Origin of the sequence: Furfurilactobacillus milii, from assembly GCF_009863985.1 — a bacterium.
Classification (GTDB): Bacteria; Bacillota; Bacilli; order Lactobacillales; family Lactobacillaceae; genus Furfurilactobacillus; species Furfurilactobacillus milii_A.
The window spans coordinates 14,129-32,404 of record NZ_WEZT01000007.1 but is presented as its reverse complement, the minus strand read 5'-3'; the positions used below and the strand labels follow the sequence as shown (position 1 = coordinate 32,404).

The window sequence follows — 18,276 nt, the reverse complement described above, 5'->3', positions numbered from 1 at the left end:
CAGCTCCTAAAAGATGGGTTTGTGGTAAACACCATTTTAAAGGAAGCTGATCTTTTTTGTCCGAACAGCGTTCGGATTAATTTTACAATCTACCTTATGTCTTTATATTTCCCGAAGTGATACAATGTACACAACTTAGTAAATCATTATTTTTATATGTCACGATTTTTACTAGAGTCGTGACATTAGCGATAAAAGTGCATCAATATTAGGAACTGACACAAAAGGACCGCCAAGAAAAGCTATTTTTTCTTGGCGGTCTTTTAACATTTTTTAGTTATGTTTCAACAAAATCTACATATTTCACTTTAACGAATTAACCAGATTCCCCACGCTACGTCAACAATCGCAATGACAACAGCGATAGCTAACATAGTCGGCATGCCCATGATTAATGACACTAACAATAAAATCACATCAATTGTCATGATCACGGCGAAAGCGGCAGTGGTCAGTCCTTTACGTTGACGCTTGGGTTGGCCCGTCATTTGGGCTGACAAACGCAGATCCTCAGGCATTTTTTCTGCCGATGTGGATGTTTCTGGCGTGTAATCGAAGTGTTCTAGCGGATCTTTATCCATAACGGTCACCCTCTTATTTTTAATGCTGTCAGTTTAACCCGAAAACAAAAAAATAAGATGAATCGCGTCCCATTTCACGCTTTTTACGCTCTTGTTAACGTGTTGGTAAGTTAAGATAACACGTTTAAATCTCCGTACAAAACTACGCTTCTTCGCCCCACCACAGTTTGACCAACGCTTGCGTGCCGTCGTTACCCAGATGTTTGTCATCAACCAACTGTTCGTAAAGCTGTTTGGCAGCGTCAGTTGCTGGCAGGCTCAAGTGCATTTTATCTGCTTCATCCAACGCAATTCGCAAATCTTTCAAAAAGTGTTTCGCAAAGAAACCAGGCGTGTAGTCATGCTTGAAAATCCGCGGGACATACGTGTCCATCGACCAATTATCCGCACCGCCTGCACTCAAGGTCGCCAACACGTCCGGTAAGTTTAGCCCTGCCGCCTTGGCGTAAACTAACATTTCGGTCAATCCTGTCATTGTGCCCGCAATCATAATTTGGTTGGCCATTTTAGCGTGTTGACCAGCGCCCGCCTCGCCAAACCGGTGGACAGACTTACCAACCTGATTAAACAACGGCAGTACTTTATCAAACGTGGCCTGGTCACCACTCGCCATAATTGTCAAAGTGGCATTCTGTGCGCCAATATCACCACCAGAAACAGGCGCATCCAGTGCTGTTACATGGTGCGCTGGTGCCGCCTCCGCGATGCGTTTGGCAAGGGTCGGCGTACTCGTTGTCATATCCACAACAATACTGTCAGGTTTAACACCTGCAAAAATCCCGTCATCATCAAAATAAATGGACTCAACATCTTGCGGATAACCCACCATACTAAAAATGACATCACTTTGTTCGGCAACCTTTTTTGGATTGGACGCCCATGTTGCACCATATGCGACCAATTTGTCAGTCTTAGACTTTGTTCGGTTATAAACCGTTAGCGTATTGCCGGCATCTAGCAGGTGCCCTGCAATCGCACTGCCCATAACACCTGTCCCAATAAATCCAATTTTCATATTCGTCCTCCTCACATCGTTCGTTTACAGACACAGTATACGTCCTCAAGTCGGGGATAGGTCAATCAACAACGTGCGGCTTTTTTCAAAAGAAAAACAACCTACTTCATTTAGTAGATTGCTTATCAAAAAATTCCTAGTTCCAAACGAATACTTACTTCAACTTACGTGGAATCAGATTCCGAACGCCACCCTCTGGCACCTTCATATCACCATAGTAACGTGGAATTAAGTGAACGTGCGCATGAAACACCGTTTGCCCAGCATCAGCCCCTAAGTTCATTCCAATGTTATAAGCATCTGGCTGGTAACGTTCGTCCAAAATCTGCTTCATTTGGACGACAAGATCATCGATGGCGTTTTTCTCGTCCTTAGTTAATCCCCACCAATTTTCTACGTGGCGGCGTGGCACAATCAAAGTGTGACCCGGATTAACCGGTTTGATATCCCAAAACGCTTTAGCGAAGTCGTTTTGCAGAATAATGTCCTTGTCCGCTTTTTCGCAAAACGGACAACCAGGTAACGTTTCAAACTTTGTTTCCAAAGTGTTCCCTCCCGTAATGTCTGTTACAACGTATTTTAAGCAACTTGCTTACGGCTCAAACGGCGAGCACGGCGGCGACGGTGATTGCTGACTAACAACAGGACCCACAAAATTCCACTAACAATAATGATAATCGTCGTCCACATCTGATAACTTTTCACGTGTTCGGCAAAATATCCTAACGTATCGTCGTGGTAATTAACACTAGCTTGGGTCAGCACCTGACTACTAATCAAGTTAACAATGGCGTCACTAGCAGCGGTTCCCGCTAATCCAAGTGATGACGCCTGCTGATTCACATCATCGCGAACAGCACTGCGCATAGCTGCCGTGTTGAAATCCAAGCTTTCACCAGCATATGTTTCCCGCGTACCAGTCTTTAATGTGGCCTTGATTAAACCATCTGTTGCTAAGCTCGTTGGCAAATTTTTAGCCTGCAATTGACTGGTCACTTCTGTGCGCACCCGACTGATGACAGTCGGTGTTTGAATTGCCCCTTCCATAAAAGTGCCGCTTAACACGGTCAAACGGACGATCAGGGCTAACACGAAGATGAGGCCAACCAAAAAGCTCAGGAATCCATGGGGCTTTTTTTGCTTAGTGAATCCCTGTGATACTGGTTGTTGTGGCGATTGCGGTATCGAGCCACGTTGCTTGGCATCATACCGTTGTGTGCGACTCATTGGTTGTTCTTGATTGTTATTTTTCATATTGATAGTTTAGCACATTCTGCTGAAAATGCCCTTTTCGCAAACGTTAAGAATCGCATAAGGACGGCATTATAAATTTAAAATTATCATATAAGAAAATTTTCAACAGTCCGTTTGAAACCCTCGCTATACTTTAAAGCAATTAGAGAGAGCACTACGAAAGAGGGAATTCATATGCATGAATACAAAAAAAATCGGGCATTCCGAACGCTCGTCAACGTTGGCATCATCGATCAAATTGGTAGTGGTTTATACAGTATCGTCTTTTTAATCTACGCCGCCACGCTGCCATTCAAAACACTGGCCGTTTCCATAGCCTCCATTGCATGGGTCATACCCGCCTTAGCAAACATCTTTACCGGATATTTGGCTGACCGCACATTTAATAAACGACACGCAATGTGGTTCTCGTATTTTGTACAGACCATCTTGTTCCTGATCATCGCATCACTGATTGGCCGTTCAACCAAAGAAAGTATTTTCTTCTTCATCATGGCATTGGATATCATAGCCCGCCTACTGGGTGATTACGGCAATAGTTTATCCACGCCACTCATGAAGCACATCGTCACGCCAGAACACATGAATGAAGCAACTTCAATCGGCACCGCCATTGGTAGTTTGGTTCAGATTGTGGCTTCAGCGCTAGGTGCCACATTAATCGTCGCACTTCACCATCAGTACGATCTATTCGCTTTACTTGACGCACTCACATTCTTGGTTGCCGGCGGGATCTTCTTTATTGCCCGTCATCAATATGATCAAGCCGAATCTGATGTTCATAAATCTGTTCTGGCCGCAAAAACGTCTCGCTTGGCAGAAAACAGTGAATCAAAAGAAGGCTTTGGCACTAGTTTCAAACTAGCAATGCAAGAATTTACGCAAAACCCATTCTTATTATTCATGATTGTTGCAGGCTTGGCCGTCAACCTACTAGGTACCGCTATCGATCCATTATCAAACTTGATTTTTATCCACATGAGCAGTTTTTGGTTTATCAATTATGGCTACACCATTGCACTGCTCGATATCGTCTTTTCCGTTGGTTCTATTGCGGGGGCAGTGTTCGTTAACGACATGCTTAAGAACACATCGATGGTCACCCTCCTGGCCGCTTCAATGGGACTGTTAGTACTAGTTGCAATCGACATGTTGACCCTCCACAACCTATGGATCCTGCTGGTTCTTTTCTTCGGCACCGCTTACTTACTAGGCAAAATCAATCCACGCTTCAACGCAGTCATTATTAACACTGTACCGGATGATCACCTGGCAGCTACCGGCGGCGTCATAAGCACAGTCATGATGATCGGTGCCCCCGTTGGCCAATTTGTCTTCCTGACATTAGCAAACGTTATTAGCATTCCTGTATCGCTCATTATTTATGGCATTAGCTCTCTGGTTGTTACCATTCTGATCTTAGTCCGCGGTGCTGGTCGCCTAACTAAAAACGATCCAACGACTGCTCGGTACAATGAAGCTCATGTTTAATTCTTCATACCAGGCAACCGCGGTACAACAGAAATTTTGAATCTGACTTCAAACGACTTTCACGAACGTTGCGGCGATACTCAAATATCTTCGCGTGAAACATGCGCATATGCTAGACCAGCGTGTCAATGTTGACGACCGCAAGTACAACAACCATCACAACTTTCAAACCCGAAACACTTGACCTTTAACCGTAGCGCTTCTATAGTGAATGCTAATTCAATAAAATAACTAACTTAATGAATAACATTAGAAAAGGAGTGGCTGCATGTACACAGTTCAAGAAGTCGCCAAGAAGCTCGGCATGACGACCTATTCAATTCGTTACTATGATGATCATGGCTTGTTGCCCTTTGTTAAACGTGACGAAAACAACAATCGGCTATTTGACGAGGATGCCGTTGAATGGGTCAACTTAGTCCGTTGCTTCCGCTCAACAGGCATGCCAATTGCCGAAGTACGACATTATATCGATCTGATGTTGGCTGGTGATGAGACAATTCCTGAGCGTTATCAAATGATGCTAACACAGCAGACCCGTGCCCAAGAACAGTTAGCAGACAAGCAGCGTCAGCTTGCGAAAATCAACACCAAGGTTTCCCATTACGCCAAACTAATGAATAACGATGCGCCCGATGATTACGTTCCTAATCAAGCACAACCTGATAATGATCAAGTTTCTGTGAGCTAATTTAAAGATTAAGTGCCGCACTTTTACGTGCCGTACTTAATCTTTTTTATTATTTCTGATAATTTTTCTATTATAGTTCAGCACCTGTCTTACTTGCTTTCATCCTTATTTTCAATGTTCACATAATAAAAAAGTGATAAAAACCATTTGACAGTTATAATAGTTTTGCTTATAGTAATCATTAGAGAAACGAATAACATTACACAATTCCATTACTGATTAAGCAAAATTGTGAGACATATACGACCCTCATGTCGTTTGCAAGACCCACTCACAATTTCCACACGAGGAGGACTGCACATGCTACACATTTACACGATTGGTTCATCAACTTCATGCCGCCGGGCCGTTAAGTGGCTCAAGGATAAAAAGGTTCCTTTCCAAGAACATCCTATCGACACAACAGATAACTTATCCGTCAAGACCCGTGAAAAGCTTTCGACGAGCACGGTTAAACAATTCTTGGCCGCTAGTGAAAATGGTTGCGATGAATTATTAGCCCCTCGCTCATTAACCATGCAGGAATTATCCAAAGTGATGGATCTGACTAGCCTAGGCCTAACAGAAATGATCAACGTCATCGCCAAACATCCAAAGATGCTCCGCTGGCCGATTGCGTTTGACGACCACCGTCAAATCTTACAAGTCGGCTTCAACGACGACGAGTTTGGCACATTTATCCCACGTAAACTAAGAAAAATGGAACTTAATAACATCCTTTCCCGTTTGAACGGGTAAGAGAAAAGGAAAGTCGCATTAATTGAGGCTTTCCTTTTTTATTTGCGAATAAGCACAATAAGACATGTGTTATCTTTGCGCTGGAAAAACGTTTCATTAACGGTCAACCCTAGGCATATAAGCAAGGAGTCTAATAAATGTCCTTACAACGAAAAGCAAAACACATGTCAACATGCCACTACAAATTGTACAAGTCTGGTAAATTTTGGATCACTGCAAGTGTTGCAGTATTTGCCATCGAAGCTGGTGGTTTAACACAGGCCAATGCAGCGACCACAGTTATCGGTCCGACAACCACAATCACGCAGTCAACAACTCAGCCCGTTCCTGACCAATCTTCAACAGCTACTTTGACGACACCAAATCAACAGCAGCGTAGCCAATTACCTCAAAACTCACAGGTGAATAGTCAAACAAGCGTGACTACGACCAGCGCAACTACTAGCCAAGCAGAATCGACGGCAACTGAATCTTCAGCCACTTCATCAAGTTTGACCGCCCCATCGGCCGCCCCTGAGAAAACATCCTCATCCGCTACCATCTCTGATGAGGCTAAAACACCTGCCATTACGCCCATTAATAGTGAAGAAACAGGGGCATCGTCTGTTACGGCCACTTCTGAAAGCAGTCAGTCACCTTCAACGCAAGCAACAAGTGTCACCAGTGCTGCCAGATCAAGTGACAGCACTGAATCCACGTCAGTCTCAAATCGAAATGCAACGCTGATGGCGGCGGCTAGCATTCCCGCAACAACAAACGCCCAAATCATGGCGACCACAGCAACGATAACCGCTGATTCTACTCATGCGGATTCAGATATCGTTGACATTGAAGATGCCCAGCTAAAGCAGGCCATGTTGAACGCTTTTCAAGTAACCTCAGGTGAATTAACTTATGGTGACGTGCGCCACATTACGTTTGTCCACAGTAAAAATGAAATTACAATTCTCCTGATACCGACAACTACTGTGAATCCAATCACGAGTTTAAAAGGAATTGAAGTATTACGCGAATTGCCAGAAGGCTGGGGTGTTCAACTGTCGGTGTACCTTAAGCCTGGGGTTTCTTTGGTACCACTCACAGGGCTCCACATCACTACGGCTTTTGACATTCAACAAGATGGGGCCGGTAATTGGACTGACGCTGATATTGCGGCGTTGAACTCCTTGACGTTTGGGGGACTTGATTATTACTGGGGTATCGAATTCGCTGGGAAAACATCCATGACGAATACCACTGGCTTGCGTGGTGACCAAATCCTAAAATTAGATCCAATGTTTACCAAGGCTTCACAGGCAAATCCAAACGGCCTATTTCTATCCCTATCTAATCAGCGTCTTTCAGATTTTTCCTACTTTGCCAAGTTTTCCAATGTCCGCATTTTTTCAGTGAATAATTATCGCGTCTATACCGATCCAGTTCATATCGCTCAAACTGGTGACGACATCAACATCGTGAGCCAGACCATTGGCATCGATGGCAAACCTATTTTAACTGGCTACAAAACTTATAATAGCGATACCCCCATTGTGACGATTGATGGCGATCATTACGTTATCAGTGGCTCAAAACAGTATGCCAACATTGGTTACACCATCATTTCCAATCAGTACGGTGTCAGTGGCTACCCAATGTACACAGCCGTGGAGTACGCGAATGGTAACACCCTGCTTCAAACGGGCATGGAATATTATCGAATGATGTGGGGCAACATCAGCGTTAATTATGTTGATGAAAACGGCAATGTTCTCGCAGACGCACAACACATTAATGGTGATGTCGGCCGGGCTTATGCCACCACGCCTAAACCAATAGCCGGCTATAGTGTCAGCCGCGTTGATGGCAATGCTAACGGAACCTTTACCACCGAATTACAAACGGTCACGTATGTTTACACCAAAAATATTGTTCAGGGTGCTGATGTTCTAGTTACTTATGTGGACCAGCACGGCAATGAAATTTCCCCATCTGAAAAGTTAACGGGAAATATTGGGGACTCCTTTACATCGTCGATTAAGCCCGTTGATGGTTACACATTTGACCACGTTGAAGGTAGTGAAACCGGCGTATTTACGAATGAAAATCAAACTATCACGTATGTTTATACCAAAGACGCTGTTCGCGGCGGTGATATTACCGTTAAGTACGTTGATACAGAGGGCAATGAAATTGTCCCAACACAAATACTATCTGGCAATGTTGGTGACACTTACGAAACGGTCGTTAAGCATTTAAATGGCTACACGTTATCAACAATTGACGGTAACGCAAACGGCACATTTACGAATACAGACCAGACAATCACGTACATTTATGTGAAAGAAGATGGGCAACATCCATCTGACAACAATAATGACGGCAATGGCGATAACCCAACGGTTTCTGCGGAACCAGACTATTCAGACAATGCAGTTGATAGTGAAACTACAAATCAAATGACACCAGGCCAGTCCGCTGGCTTACTCCCGACCTCTGTTAGTTCTTCCTACGCTACATCTAACTTGTTAGACTCTGCTTCTTCTCAAAGTCAGCAGTTCCCACAATCGGAAACAGCTAACAACGCAAGTCGGACAGCTGATAGTCACAGTGAAGAATTGCCGAATACAGGCATGCACGAGAATCATTTGGCAGCGATGGTAGGTGCCATACTGTTAGGTTTGCTGGGAACAATTCCTTTTTCTAGCAAACGTAAACACGATTAATATCCTCATTGATTGCAAAACAAACACCCCGAAGGTGAATTGTCAAAACTCATTTCCGGGGTGTTCGCTTTAGTTTGAATTAAGTTATGCCTTACGCATCTTGGCGTGTAGCCGCAATGTCAACTTCACGAATATTAACTTCCTGTGGCATGTCATACATGAACTTCACAGTTTCAGCGACATGGACGGGATCGAGGGTGATACCACCCATCGTTTCCTTCCAACTTTCATAATCTGACAACGCAGACTTGCTGGTCACATGCGTCAACAATTCCGTTTCAGCAGCGCCAGGCGCAACCATCATGACACGCACGTTTTCGGCTGCACTTTCTTCACGAATGGTTTCTGACAAACCGTGAACACCAAACTTGCTGGCGACATAAGCCGCATGGTTCACAAACGTTTTCTTACCAGCCAGTGACGACATGTTCAGAATCGTGCCATGGTGACGTTCACGCATATCGTTTAAGACAATCTGCGTACCGTTCAACACACCCATAACATTGGTATCCAACATCGTTTGCCATTCTTTACGGTCTTGATTTTGAACATTGCCAAGCAACATCAATCCGGCATTGTTAACCAACAAGTCGGTCTTGCCGTACTTGTCTTCGGCTTTACGAATAGCTTTTTCAAACTGATCATAGTCAGTCACGTCAACCGTGTCGATCATGACATTATCCATGCCCTTAGCAACTTCGGCTAACTTTTCTTCGCGACGGCCTAGCAATAACATTGGGTACCCATCCGCAGCAAACTGTTTGGCAATCTCCTCACCAAAGCCAGAACTTGCACCGGTAATAACAACTAATGATTTCATTTTTAATAATCCTCCAAAATTCCTTTTATCAACGTTTGCAAGTATAATGGGCACATTGACAAAAAGGAAGTACGCACCTTAACGTAACTACGAATTGAAAGGATCAACTTAATTATGCAATCACGCCCTACCACGACTCATCCCCGTTACAGAAACGAATTCGACGCCACGATGCAATTGATTCAGGGAAAATGGAAAATTATGATCATGTATGAAATTGCGGAAACGGGCACCAGCCGGTTCGCCGACTTACAGCATCACATTCGCGAAGTGTCCCACAAGACCCTCACAAATCAGTTAAAAGGTAGATTGCAAATTTAATCCGAATTTTTGGACAAATTTGTCAGCATGATCTGATAAGGTGTTTGCCAGTCAAGTATTTTAAGTGGTCTCTGATTAAATCAGCTCCTAAAAGATGGGTTTGTGGTAAACACCATTTTAAAGGAAGCTGATCTTTTTTGTCCGAACAGCGTTCGGATTAATTTTACAATCTATCAAAAGAACTCGCCGATGATGGTCTTATTGAACGCCACGATTTCCAAACGGCCCAACCACACGTAGAATATACATTAACCGCCAAGGGCCAATCAATTATTCCATTGCTGGATGCCATTTGTGACTGGGGCGACACTCACATCGATCACGCCCAGATTGAACGCTCACTGTGTGACGAATAATCGCTAACGCGGATAATTCGTTTGCGGCGTAAATCGTGCTTGCCACAAGAAGTCCGTGACCGCGCGATCAACATGGGGATTTTGATGGAGCAGGTAATGGATGACGCTAATCCCGCCAACCAGAGTTTCACTCTGATAACCATCCACCCGGCCGGCCAACATTTCGCCTAGTTTATGGTCGCCCTTAACGGAAACGCCCAAATCACCACCGGTACCAAACAAATCACCGGCAATATTTAACACTTGGATGTGCCGCGGAAAACGATCCGCGGCTTTTTGTTCTGCTTTACTAAACGTCGTCGCAATATTGACGAACTTAGCGGTATCAGGATAATCCTCACGTTTATCGGCCGCCTTACCGGTCAAATATTGATAAACAATGTTTGCACCAGATGAATGGCCGACCATGTTGACAGTATTTATATGTTCACGTTGCTTCAGCATTTTCATCACACCAGTTAGCTGCCGTGCCTCACGTGACGCATGGTGGTTATCCGCAAAGAGCACAAGAATAAGTGGATTCCGTTTGCCTAGCGGTCCGCGTTTATCAATGGTCGCTTTACCATCCTTAGCCACATGAATCGTCCACACTGCCTGACCAATATCATAACGTTCAAGGCGTGCATTCATTGGTCCAAACGTCAGCCAGTTACTGTAGTCACCAGAGACAAAAAGTGTCGGTGTCTTACTGTATGAAACCTGAACGTGACCCAGTTGCTTTTGTTCACTCGCTTCCCAGCCCATGACGATGCCAGCTAGTACTAGCACTTCGCACAGAATGCCGATCAGCCAGCGGATAAACCGATCCTGCTTTGCTGGCCGCTGCGGCACTGCATGTTTTTGTTCACCCATCGGAAACATTCCCCCATTTAATGGCGTTATTATACCGCACCAACTAAACGAAACTGTGAACTGGCGGGGGTGCACTGCGAATCATTGGTAAAAATTAATATTTTGATTGTTAGTCAGATTATTTTCGTGACATTGGCTGAAAGGTATCCGTTTAAGTTTGCGTTGGATGCCGCTTGCGGTTGTCGACCGTGACACGCCACCGTGGGACCGGTTCAAGGCCGCAGTTCACGGTCTTTCACCTCGTCGGACAGCCTCGTGAAAAGCCGAGTCTTTCCGACCGTCCGTAACCTAAATTCGGATAACCCGCCGAATTAACGTTACCTCCACGACTTTGTATCACTGTCGACGCCCTTCAGCTCATATAGTAACCAAGTAGTGTAACCACGCTAATCTGACTTCATTTCTAACAAAGTGACGAGTTTAATGACCTGGTCCGACATCAAAGTGAGCACAACAATATATAGTAGTGAAGCTGGCGCAAAACAGAGTTCCGTGTCGGTAATACTTGGCGGCCAGGGTTTAGGCCGCCTAGTATTACAGGACGAGTTCAGAGACGAGTGGTTTTTTCGGCTCTGAATCAAGGTAGAAGACTCCGGGATTCAGGAGGCTGAGACCGGTCCCAGGGAACGGCGTTTTGTGCCAGCGTAACGGCATCATAACTAGCAAACCGCTGTTGAAACGAAAAATTGACCTACTCCTTAGATTAAGGAATAGGCCAATTTTTTATCTGAAATATCAACTGCGAAAGCACTACATTTCGGCAATTTTCGAATCGAGGTACCGGCTCAACTTTTCTTTAGGATAATAGCCGGACACCTTTTCGACAGCCTTGCCGTTCTTGAAAATCACTAAGCTTGGCACGCTCATGACCTTGTACTTTTCTGCAATCGCTTGGTGGTCATCAACGTCTAACCGCAAAAAGTTAACCTTGCCATCATAATCGTCTTCTAACTGACTCAATACTGGCTCTAACATTTTGCAGGGACCACACCAGGGTGCCCAAACGTCTAACACAGACAGTCCGCTAGTCGTTGCCATATCAATTTCCGTTTGCGTTGTTACATTTTGTGCCATGACTTGCCTCCGTAAAAATTCATGAGGCTAGTATACGCAATCGAACCATCCGTTTGCAACTGTCACTGACCGATTGCACCAACGTTACTTTTTAATAAACCTGACGCCACATCAACTGATTGTGTTTGACTTCATCAATCGTTTTGGTTCCCGCCAGCTGCATCGTGATCTGCAATTCGCGGTTGAAGTGCTGCATGACGGAACGAACCCCGGCGACACCACCAAGATTCAAGCCATAGAATAATGGGCGAGCAAACGCCACAATATCGGCCCCACTTGCCAGCGCTTTAAAAGCGTGCTCGCCGCGGCGAATGCCAGAGTCAAAAATAATCGGTACCTCATGGTTAACAGCTTTAGCAATTGCCGGCAACACGTCGAACGAAGCTGGGCCACCATCCAATTGACGGCCACCGTGATTAGAAACCCAAATCCCTTCAGCACCAGCACCGATGGCCAGCATAGCATCATCCGGCGACTGAATGCCTTTAACAATGACTGGTAATTTTGTATAGCTGGCGATGGCATCAATGTCGGCCAAACTCAGTGTCCGTTTGGCCTTGGCATAAATTTCCATGATGTTTAACCCTTCACCACTGTTGTCACTAGCAGAATAGTCCGCCAAATTCACCATCGGCAATGGAAATGAGAAGCCTGTCTTCACGTCGGCTTCACGATACCCGCCAAGCGACGCATCAGCGGTTAAGATGACGGCTTTCGCACCTGATGCGACTGCCTGATCCAAAATCCAGTGGTTGAAGCCATTATCATTACTCATGTATAACTGGAAAAATTGCGGACCACCGTGACCAGCCTTAGCAATATCTGTCACCCGCTCATTTGCGTACGTCGAAATCGACATGATGCTGCCTTCATCGGCCATCGCCTCAGCGGTTTCCGACTCACCGTTAACGTGTAGTAATCCATGTGCAGCGGCTGGCGCATCAATCATTGGCGTATTAAGTTCCATGTCCCACAGCTTGGTATGCAAGTCTGGATTTTCAAGGTTGCGCAGTACTCGAGGGACAATCTGCGCGTGATCAAACGCCGCGGTATTTTCACGCATCGTCCACTCTGTTTCTGCCCCACCCTGAATGTAACCAAACGCGCCGGGTTCCATGCGTGCCTTTACCAGTGGTTCCAAACTCGCTAAATCATTGATTTTTAGTTCCTTTTCGTCCGTACTTGCCTGATATTCAGCCATCGTTTTATCCTCCTGACCATGCGACTCATCACAATTTTCAACATGATAATGGTAAAACAAAAGGCCATCCACATAGGTGAACAGCCATTTCAAAATCAAATTTATTATTCAGTTTTCCGTTCATTGTTTGTTCGGTTAATATCCTATCCAAACCGTTAGCTGTCGCGCCGCGTTTGCCGAGACAAACGACGTGATCGTCGCACGTAATGAATAATTAAAGTGATCACCACGGCGACCAAGATAACGAGGCCAAACAGTGTTGAAGAAATTTCGATGTTGATGGCGGGAATGGAGATGAATAACTTAATCGCAATCAATGCGATCAGCACATAAGCCATCGTTTCTAGCTCCGGAATCTTGCGCATCAAGTTCATAATCACTTCAGCAATGCCCCGCATACACAGGATTCCAATCAAGCCACCAATTAAAACGATAACGGGATTGTTTGAAACTGCTAGTGACGCAAGTACCGAATCAATCGAGAACACAATGTCCATGATTTCGATCTGAATGACAACTGACCAAAATACAGAAATATGCCCGATGCGCCGCGGTTTAGCGGACGTTGCGTCAGCGTTTTCGGATTGGCCAACTGGATGTCGTTTCCGTTTGGTAATCAAGTGATGGAAATAGCGATAGACCAGATAACAAAGGTATAACGCTCCTGCCACCTTGATGATCCAAAACTTGATCAAATATGTCCCAACACCAATAATCAAAAATCTAAACAGATAAGCGCCCCAGAGGCCATAAAATAACGATTTTTCACGATCTTTTAGGTTACTCAACGAGGTCGTTTGCGCTGCCAGAACAACCGCATTATCAACTGACAGTAAACACTCAATCAAAACTAATGAACCAATGATTAACCAGTCATTACTACTGGTCAATACCGCCGCCCAGTTATGGCCGTCGAAAAACGGTCCGTACAGTTGGCTTAATAGGTGTAACAACGATAAAATCCTTCTTTCTTGCTCATAGGAGCATTGCCGTTATCCAAATCTGGAAAAAGCCTCTGGCAACGGTGCATTAATTGTGACGCGTTTATCACTAAAAGGCAATATCAAACTTAATTTAAACGCGTGCAAAAGCATCCGTTGGTGTGAAAAACTTTCGACATTCGGTTGATACAACGGATCACCAATAATTGGATGCCCATTACCGGCCAAATGAACTCGCAACTGGTGCGTCCGTCCCGTTTTAAGTGTTAATGACACTAGACTTGCCGTTGATGTGGTATTGAGCACTTCGTATTGGGTTAGCGCACTCTGGGCATTTTCCCCATTAATCATCCGTTTGCGCCGGTCTTCAGGATCACGACCAATCGCATTAGTAAACTCCCCAGTCGCTTGGTCGAAGTGACCACTCACCCACGCCTGATAAGTCCGCTGAATGCGTTTATCACTGATCTGCCGGTCTAAAATTGGGACAACTAATGGCGTCTTGGCCACAATCATCGCGCCACTCGTCGCCATGTCCAAACGGTGAACCATCCAGGGTTGCACCTGTTGAGACGCTAACTGTGTGGTCAAAAAATTCATCACAGTACCGGCTTCGTCCGTACGATTTGGGTGGCTTTTCACACCGCTGGGCTTATTGATGACTAATAATTGATCATTTTCAAACAGAATTGGCAACGTTAGGTGATCATCGGGAAGGTATGTTTGGACCGGTGTTTGTAGCTCATCGGCACGGACTGTGAGTGTGACCACATCGCCAGTGACCACGCGTGTATTGTAAGGACGATAGCTGTTATTAACGTGGATATCTTCGCGGACCCTGAGATAATGTTGCAGTCGCTTGGGAATTAACCACAAACGGAGCAGCTCACGAATAGTCAATCCTGCTTCTTGATCTGTCACAACTAGTTGCGTTGTCCATTCATTTTGATTCACCGTTGCCAACCGAAGCACCCTCCTTCTTCAACATTAACTTTCCTGCTGCACCATTAATTGTCAGTCAAATCAATTGTCTGCCGTTGCGCTGCCCAGAAACGCCGCTCCATTGGGACCGGTCTCAGCCTCCTGAAACCCAGAGTCTTTAACCTTGATTATGAGCCAAAAACCACGTCTCATAAGTCATCCCGCAACACTAAGCGGCCAAGTTCTCGCCGCTAAATGTTGCCGACACGGAACTCTGTCTCTGGTCAGCTCCACTACTGTCACAAATAAGAAACAGTATTTTACAAATTTGCAGCTCAGTTCAAAAGATTACCTATGCTAAAGACTGCTGATAGTCTACGAAACAAGCGACTATATTAGCTGGAGGGCGTCGACATTGATACCAAGCCGTGAAGGTGGCGTTAATTCGGGATGGTGTTACCGAATTTACACCACGGATGGTCGCTAAGACTCGCGGTTCTTACGAGGCTTGGCGGCGAGGTGAAAGACTCCGAACTTGGGCGGCTTGAACCGGTCCCACGGCGAGCGTGTCAATGTCGACAACCGTAGGCGACAGCCAACTCATTAAATCAGACATATGTACTGTTAATAAACTGTTCTTTTAGTCTAACCCAGTTGGAAACAAACTGAGCTTTTAATTTCGCTTACTTTTTGTAAGTTTTCGAGTATAAATCTGTGCATTTTCCAAATAGCAGTCTTAACATTCTAAATGAGTACAAGATATTTAATGAATTGGAGATGCACGTTATGGCAAAAATGATTGCTGGGCAAGCATTAGTAAAGGTATTGGAAGACTGGGGCGTTGACCACGTTTACGGAATTCCTGGTGGTTCTATCAACCATACAGTCGAAGGTCTGTACCTTGAAAAAGATAAAGTACAGTACATTCAGGTTCGCCATGAAGAAGTCGGCGCCATGGCTGCGGCCGCTGATGCCAAATTTACTGGCAAGATTGGGGTCGCCTTTGGTTCTGCAGGCCCTGGTGCAACCCACCTCTTCAACGGTCTATACGACGCCAAGATGGATCACGTACCTGTTTTGGCCCTCGTCGGCCAAGTTGGTCAGCCAGTTATGAACACCAATTACTTCCAAGAAATGGATGAAGACCCAATGTTTGCGGATGTTGCTGTCTTCAATCGCACAGTCACTACAGCAGAACAACTGCCTTACGTTGTCAATCAAGCGATTCGTGAGGCTTATCGGAACAAGGGTGTTGCGGTTGTGACGATTCCCGAGGACCTATCTGCCAAGGAAATCGACTACGAAGCCGTTAAGACACCAGTAACTGTATCTAACACGTATAAACAAGTGATTGATCCCAAGGCCGTGAGTGACACTTTGACGATGATCAAAGATGCTAAACACCCGCTGCTTTACATTGGGACAGGTTTAAAAGGCGCTCGTAAAGAATTGGATGCCGTTTCTGAACGCTTTAATATTCCTGTTATTTCCACTGTACCGGCAACTGGTGTAATGGAAACGGATCACAAGAACTACCTGGGTACTAATGGTCGTTTGGGTGGCAAACCTGGATTTGAAGCCATGCAACATGCTGATTTAGTTCTCTTCATTGGTTCTGAATATCCGTTTGCACGCTTCTGGCCGAAGGACGTCAAGATCGTCCAAGTCAACGATAATTCGTTTGATATTGGGAAAGTTGTGCCAATCGACTACGCTGTGATCGCAGATGGCAAGACCTATCTGCAAGCGCTACTTGACACTGGTGAGTCACTGCCTGAAACAGACTGGATCAAGGAAAACCGCATCAACCGGCAAAACTGGTTGAAGTGGTTGGACGATCGCGCCAATGATGACAGCAAGGGGCTTGAACCCGAAGCCGTTATGCGTAAAACACGCGAACTTGCTGGGCCAAACGACACGTATGGTGTTGACACTGGGAATGTTTCTGAATTTGCCGTTCGTGGTGTCAAGATGACAGAAAATCAGAAGTTTGCTATTTCTGGTCTGTTTGCCACAATGGGCTATGGTATTCCTGCCGGTTTGGCCGGTGCCTTAAGTGTTCCGGATGGACAAGCATGGAGTTTCTCTGGTGATGGTGGTTTCTCAATGGTCGTTCAAGACCTGATCACTGAAGCCCGTTACGAATTACCAGTCATCAACATCGTTTTCTCGAACCAGCGTTTCGGATTCATCTGGTATGAACAACAAGAAACTAAGCAACACTTCTACGGTGTCGACTTAACCGATGCGGACTGGGCTAAAGTTGCTGAAGGACTGGGAGCTGTAGGCATGACAGCCACTAATCTTAAGGAACTAGATGCCGCATTTGACCAAATCAAACAATTGAAGGCCGCTGGCAACAAGAAACCAATCGTCCTCAATGCTGTAATCGATCCAGAAGATCCCGTAGCTGCTGCATTTATGCCACTTGATCCAAAGCAATTCGGTCAAGACACAGTTGATGAATTCGCCAAGCACTACGGCATCGACACGAAGGCACAACCTTCTCTCGGTGAGTTACTGCGCGGTGAATAAACCTAGTTTAAAATTTCAATGACAATAATCGTCACGATGTTCAGTGAAACTAGCGGACATCGTGGCGTTTTTTAGTATCATTCCTAATTTTCGCGCATTTGACCTAGAAGCCCTCTTTTATCAGCGAAAATCAGAAATTCAGCCCATAAATTCGCGGTTTTGGCCCCACCAACAAACACAAAATGTTATAGTTAACTGGATATCTTTTTGAGGTGAGTGCATGAGTTACACGATTCACACAATCGAATCTGCCGATTATCAGGCCGCCGCTGAACTTTTAAAGGCGGCTTTTGCATCGTCAAAAAAGACGATCGACTTTGATGACCAGTTAGCCACGCTCCGTTTGGAACGAACCTATCTGCCTACCTTTGAGCTTGTCAGCAAAGATGCTCATGACAACATTGTCGGGTACGGCACGATTTCCGACGCCTATATTCAGGGTCAACCGACCGCAAAATTAGCCATTCTGAATCCGTTGGGCGTCCTGCCTGACTTCCAGAAACAAGGCATTGGTCGGCAACTAGTTGATGAGCTTGAGCATCGCGCATTTGTGCGAGGCTATCAAGCAATTCTGACCACAGACTGCCCAGACTACTTTGCCCTTTTCGGGTACGATTTAGCCGACCATTTCGACATTCATGATGCTCAAACAGCGGCAAGTAAACTGAGCCTTCGTGAGTTGCGGCCCGGGGCACTGCGGCATACAGCCGGTCTACTAATGTACTCTCCGGCTCTCAACCATAAAACTGTTGATGACAAAAACATCGATATCGTTGAATAAAA

Annotated in this window: 16 protein-coding genes and 2 pseudogenes; 8 read left to right on the top strand and 10 right to left on the bottom strand. The window is 45.3% G+C overall.

From position 1 onward, the window contains the following. Positions 1-308: 308 nt before the first annotated feature. From GB992_RS05590 to GB992_RS05575, 4 genes are all read right to left on the bottom strand, one after another. Entirely contained in the window at positions 309-581 is a 273-nt protein-coding gene (locus GB992_RS05590; RefSeq protein ID WP_161001579.1) for a DUF3784 domain-containing protein, read from the bottom strand. 142 nt (positions 582-723) lie between these two features. Then, positions 724-1,596 (bottom strand): NAD(P)-dependent oxidoreductase, encoded by an 873-nt coding sequence (locus GB992_RS05585; RefSeq protein WP_161001578.1) that lies wholly within the window; start codon positions 1,594-1,596, stop codon positions 724-726. A gap of 154 nt (positions 1,597-1,750) precedes the next feature. Further along, positions 1,751-2,140, bottom strand: coding sequence for an HIT family protein (locus GB992_RS05580; RefSeq protein WP_161001577.1), 390 nt, complete (start codon positions 2,138-2,140; stop codon positions 1,751-1,753). 35 nt (positions 2,141-2,175) lie between these two features. After that, the gene (locus tag GB992_RS05575) at positions 2,176-2,850 is read right to left on the bottom strand and encodes a hypothetical protein (RefSeq protein ID WP_161001576.1); all 675 of its coding nucleotides are present in this window, start codon (positions 2,848-2,850) and stop codon (positions 2,176-2,178) included. Positions 2,851-3,024: 174 nt separating this feature from the next. Here GB992_RS05575 and GB992_RS05570 point away from each other — a divergent pair, with 174 nt between their 5' ends. The 4 genes from GB992_RS05570 to GB992_RS05555 all read left to right on the top strand — a co-directional run bounded on the left by GB992_RS05570 (position 3,025) and on the right by GB992_RS05555 (position 8,472). After that, positions 3,025-4,341, top strand: coding sequence for an MFS transporter (locus tag GB992_RS05570; protein WP_161001575.1), 1,317 nt, complete (start codon positions 3,025-3,027; stop codon positions 4,339-4,341). 268 nt (positions 4,342-4,609) lie between these two features. Next, positions 4,610-5,032, top strand: coding sequence for a MerR family transcriptional regulator (locus tag GB992_RS05565; RefSeq protein WP_161001574.1), 423 nt, complete (start codon positions 4,610-4,612; stop codon positions 5,030-5,032). Positions 5,033-5,332: 300 nt separating this feature from the next. Further along, entirely contained in the window at positions 5,333-5,770 is a 438-nt protein-coding gene (locus GB992_RS05560; RefSeq protein ID WP_017261447.1) for a Spx/MgsR family RNA polymerase-binding regulatory protein, read from the top strand. A gap of 137 nt (positions 5,771-5,907) precedes the next feature. After that, positions 5,908-8,472, top strand: coding sequence for a MucBP domain-containing protein (locus GB992_RS05555; protein WP_161001573.1), 2,565 nt, complete (start codon positions 5,908-5,910; stop codon positions 8,470-8,472). Positions 8,473-8,563: 91 nt separating this feature from the next. Here the strand turns inward: GB992_RS05555 and GB992_RS05550 are convergent, their stop codons facing one another. Further along, positions 8,564-9,292 carry an SDR family oxidoreductase gene (locus tag GB992_RS05550; RefSeq protein ID WP_161001572.1) on the bottom strand — a complete coding sequence of 243 codons (729 nt, stop codon included), beginning with the start codon at positions 9,290-9,292 and terminating at the stop codon, positions 8,564-8,566. 114 nt (positions 9,293-9,406) lie between these two features. On the opposite strand from GB992_RS05550, the pseudogene GB992_RS05545 reads away from it, so the two are divergent. Together GB992_RS05545 and GB992_RS05540 are read left to right on the top strand one after the other, a co-directional pair. Next, positions 9,407-9,595, top strand: a pseudogene (locus tag GB992_RS05545) (winged helix-turn-helix transcriptional regulator); the annotation flags it as partial. Positions 9,596-9,795: 200 nt separating this feature from the next. After that, positions 9,796-9,969, top strand: a pseudogene (locus GB992_RS05540) (winged helix-turn-helix transcriptional regulator); the annotation flags it as partial. 3 nt (positions 9,970-9,972) lie between these two features. On the opposite strand, the gene GB992_RS05535 reads toward GB992_RS05540, so the two are convergent. The 5 genes from GB992_RS05535 to GB992_RS05515 form a co-directional block, all read right to left on the bottom strand. Then, on the bottom strand, positions 9,973-10,821 hold the full coding sequence (locus tag GB992_RS05535; protein WP_161001570.1) for an alpha/beta hydrolase: 849 nt from the start codon (positions 10,819-10,821) through the stop codon (positions 9,973-9,975). A 750-nt stretch (positions 10,822-11,571) separates the two neighbouring features. Further along, positions 11,572-11,895, bottom strand: coding sequence for a thioredoxin (trxA, locus tag GB992_RS05530; RefSeq protein ID WP_161001569.1), 324 nt, complete (start codon positions 11,893-11,895; stop codon positions 11,572-11,574). Between the two features lie 91 nt (positions 11,896-11,986). Continuing rightward, the gene (locus GB992_RS05525) at positions 11,987-13,096 is read right to left on the bottom strand and encodes a lactate oxidase (protein ID WP_161001568.1); all 1,110 of its coding nucleotides are present in this window, start codon (positions 13,094-13,096) and stop codon (positions 11,987-11,989) included. Positions 13,097-13,251: 155 nt separating this feature from the next. Beyond that, positions 13,252-14,049, bottom strand: a complete 798-nt coding sequence (locus GB992_RS05520) for a TerC family protein (protein WP_161001567.1) — start codon at positions 14,047-14,049, stop codon at positions 13,252-13,254. 39 nt (positions 14,050-14,088) lie between these two features. Beyond that, the gene (locus tag GB992_RS05515) at positions 14,089-15,000 is read right to left on the bottom strand and encodes an RluA family pseudouridine synthase (RefSeq protein ID WP_162855634.1); all 912 of its coding nucleotides are present in this window, start codon (positions 14,998-15,000) and stop codon (positions 14,089-14,091) included. A gap of 744 nt (positions 15,001-15,744) precedes the next feature. Here GB992_RS05515 and spxB point away from each other — a divergent pair. After that, positions 15,745-17,493, top strand: a complete 1,749-nt coding sequence (gene spxB / locus GB992_RS05510) for a pyruvate oxidase (RefSeq protein WP_161001566.1) — start codon at positions 15,745-15,747, stop codon at positions 17,491-17,493. 220 nt (positions 17,494-17,713) lie between these two features. Beyond that, a complete protein-coding gene (locus tag GB992_RS05505; protein ID WP_161001565.1) occupies positions 17,714-18,274 on the top strand; it encodes a GNAT family N-acetyltransferase in 561 nt (186 codons plus the stop codon). Positions 18,275-18,276 lie beyond the last annotated feature (2 nt).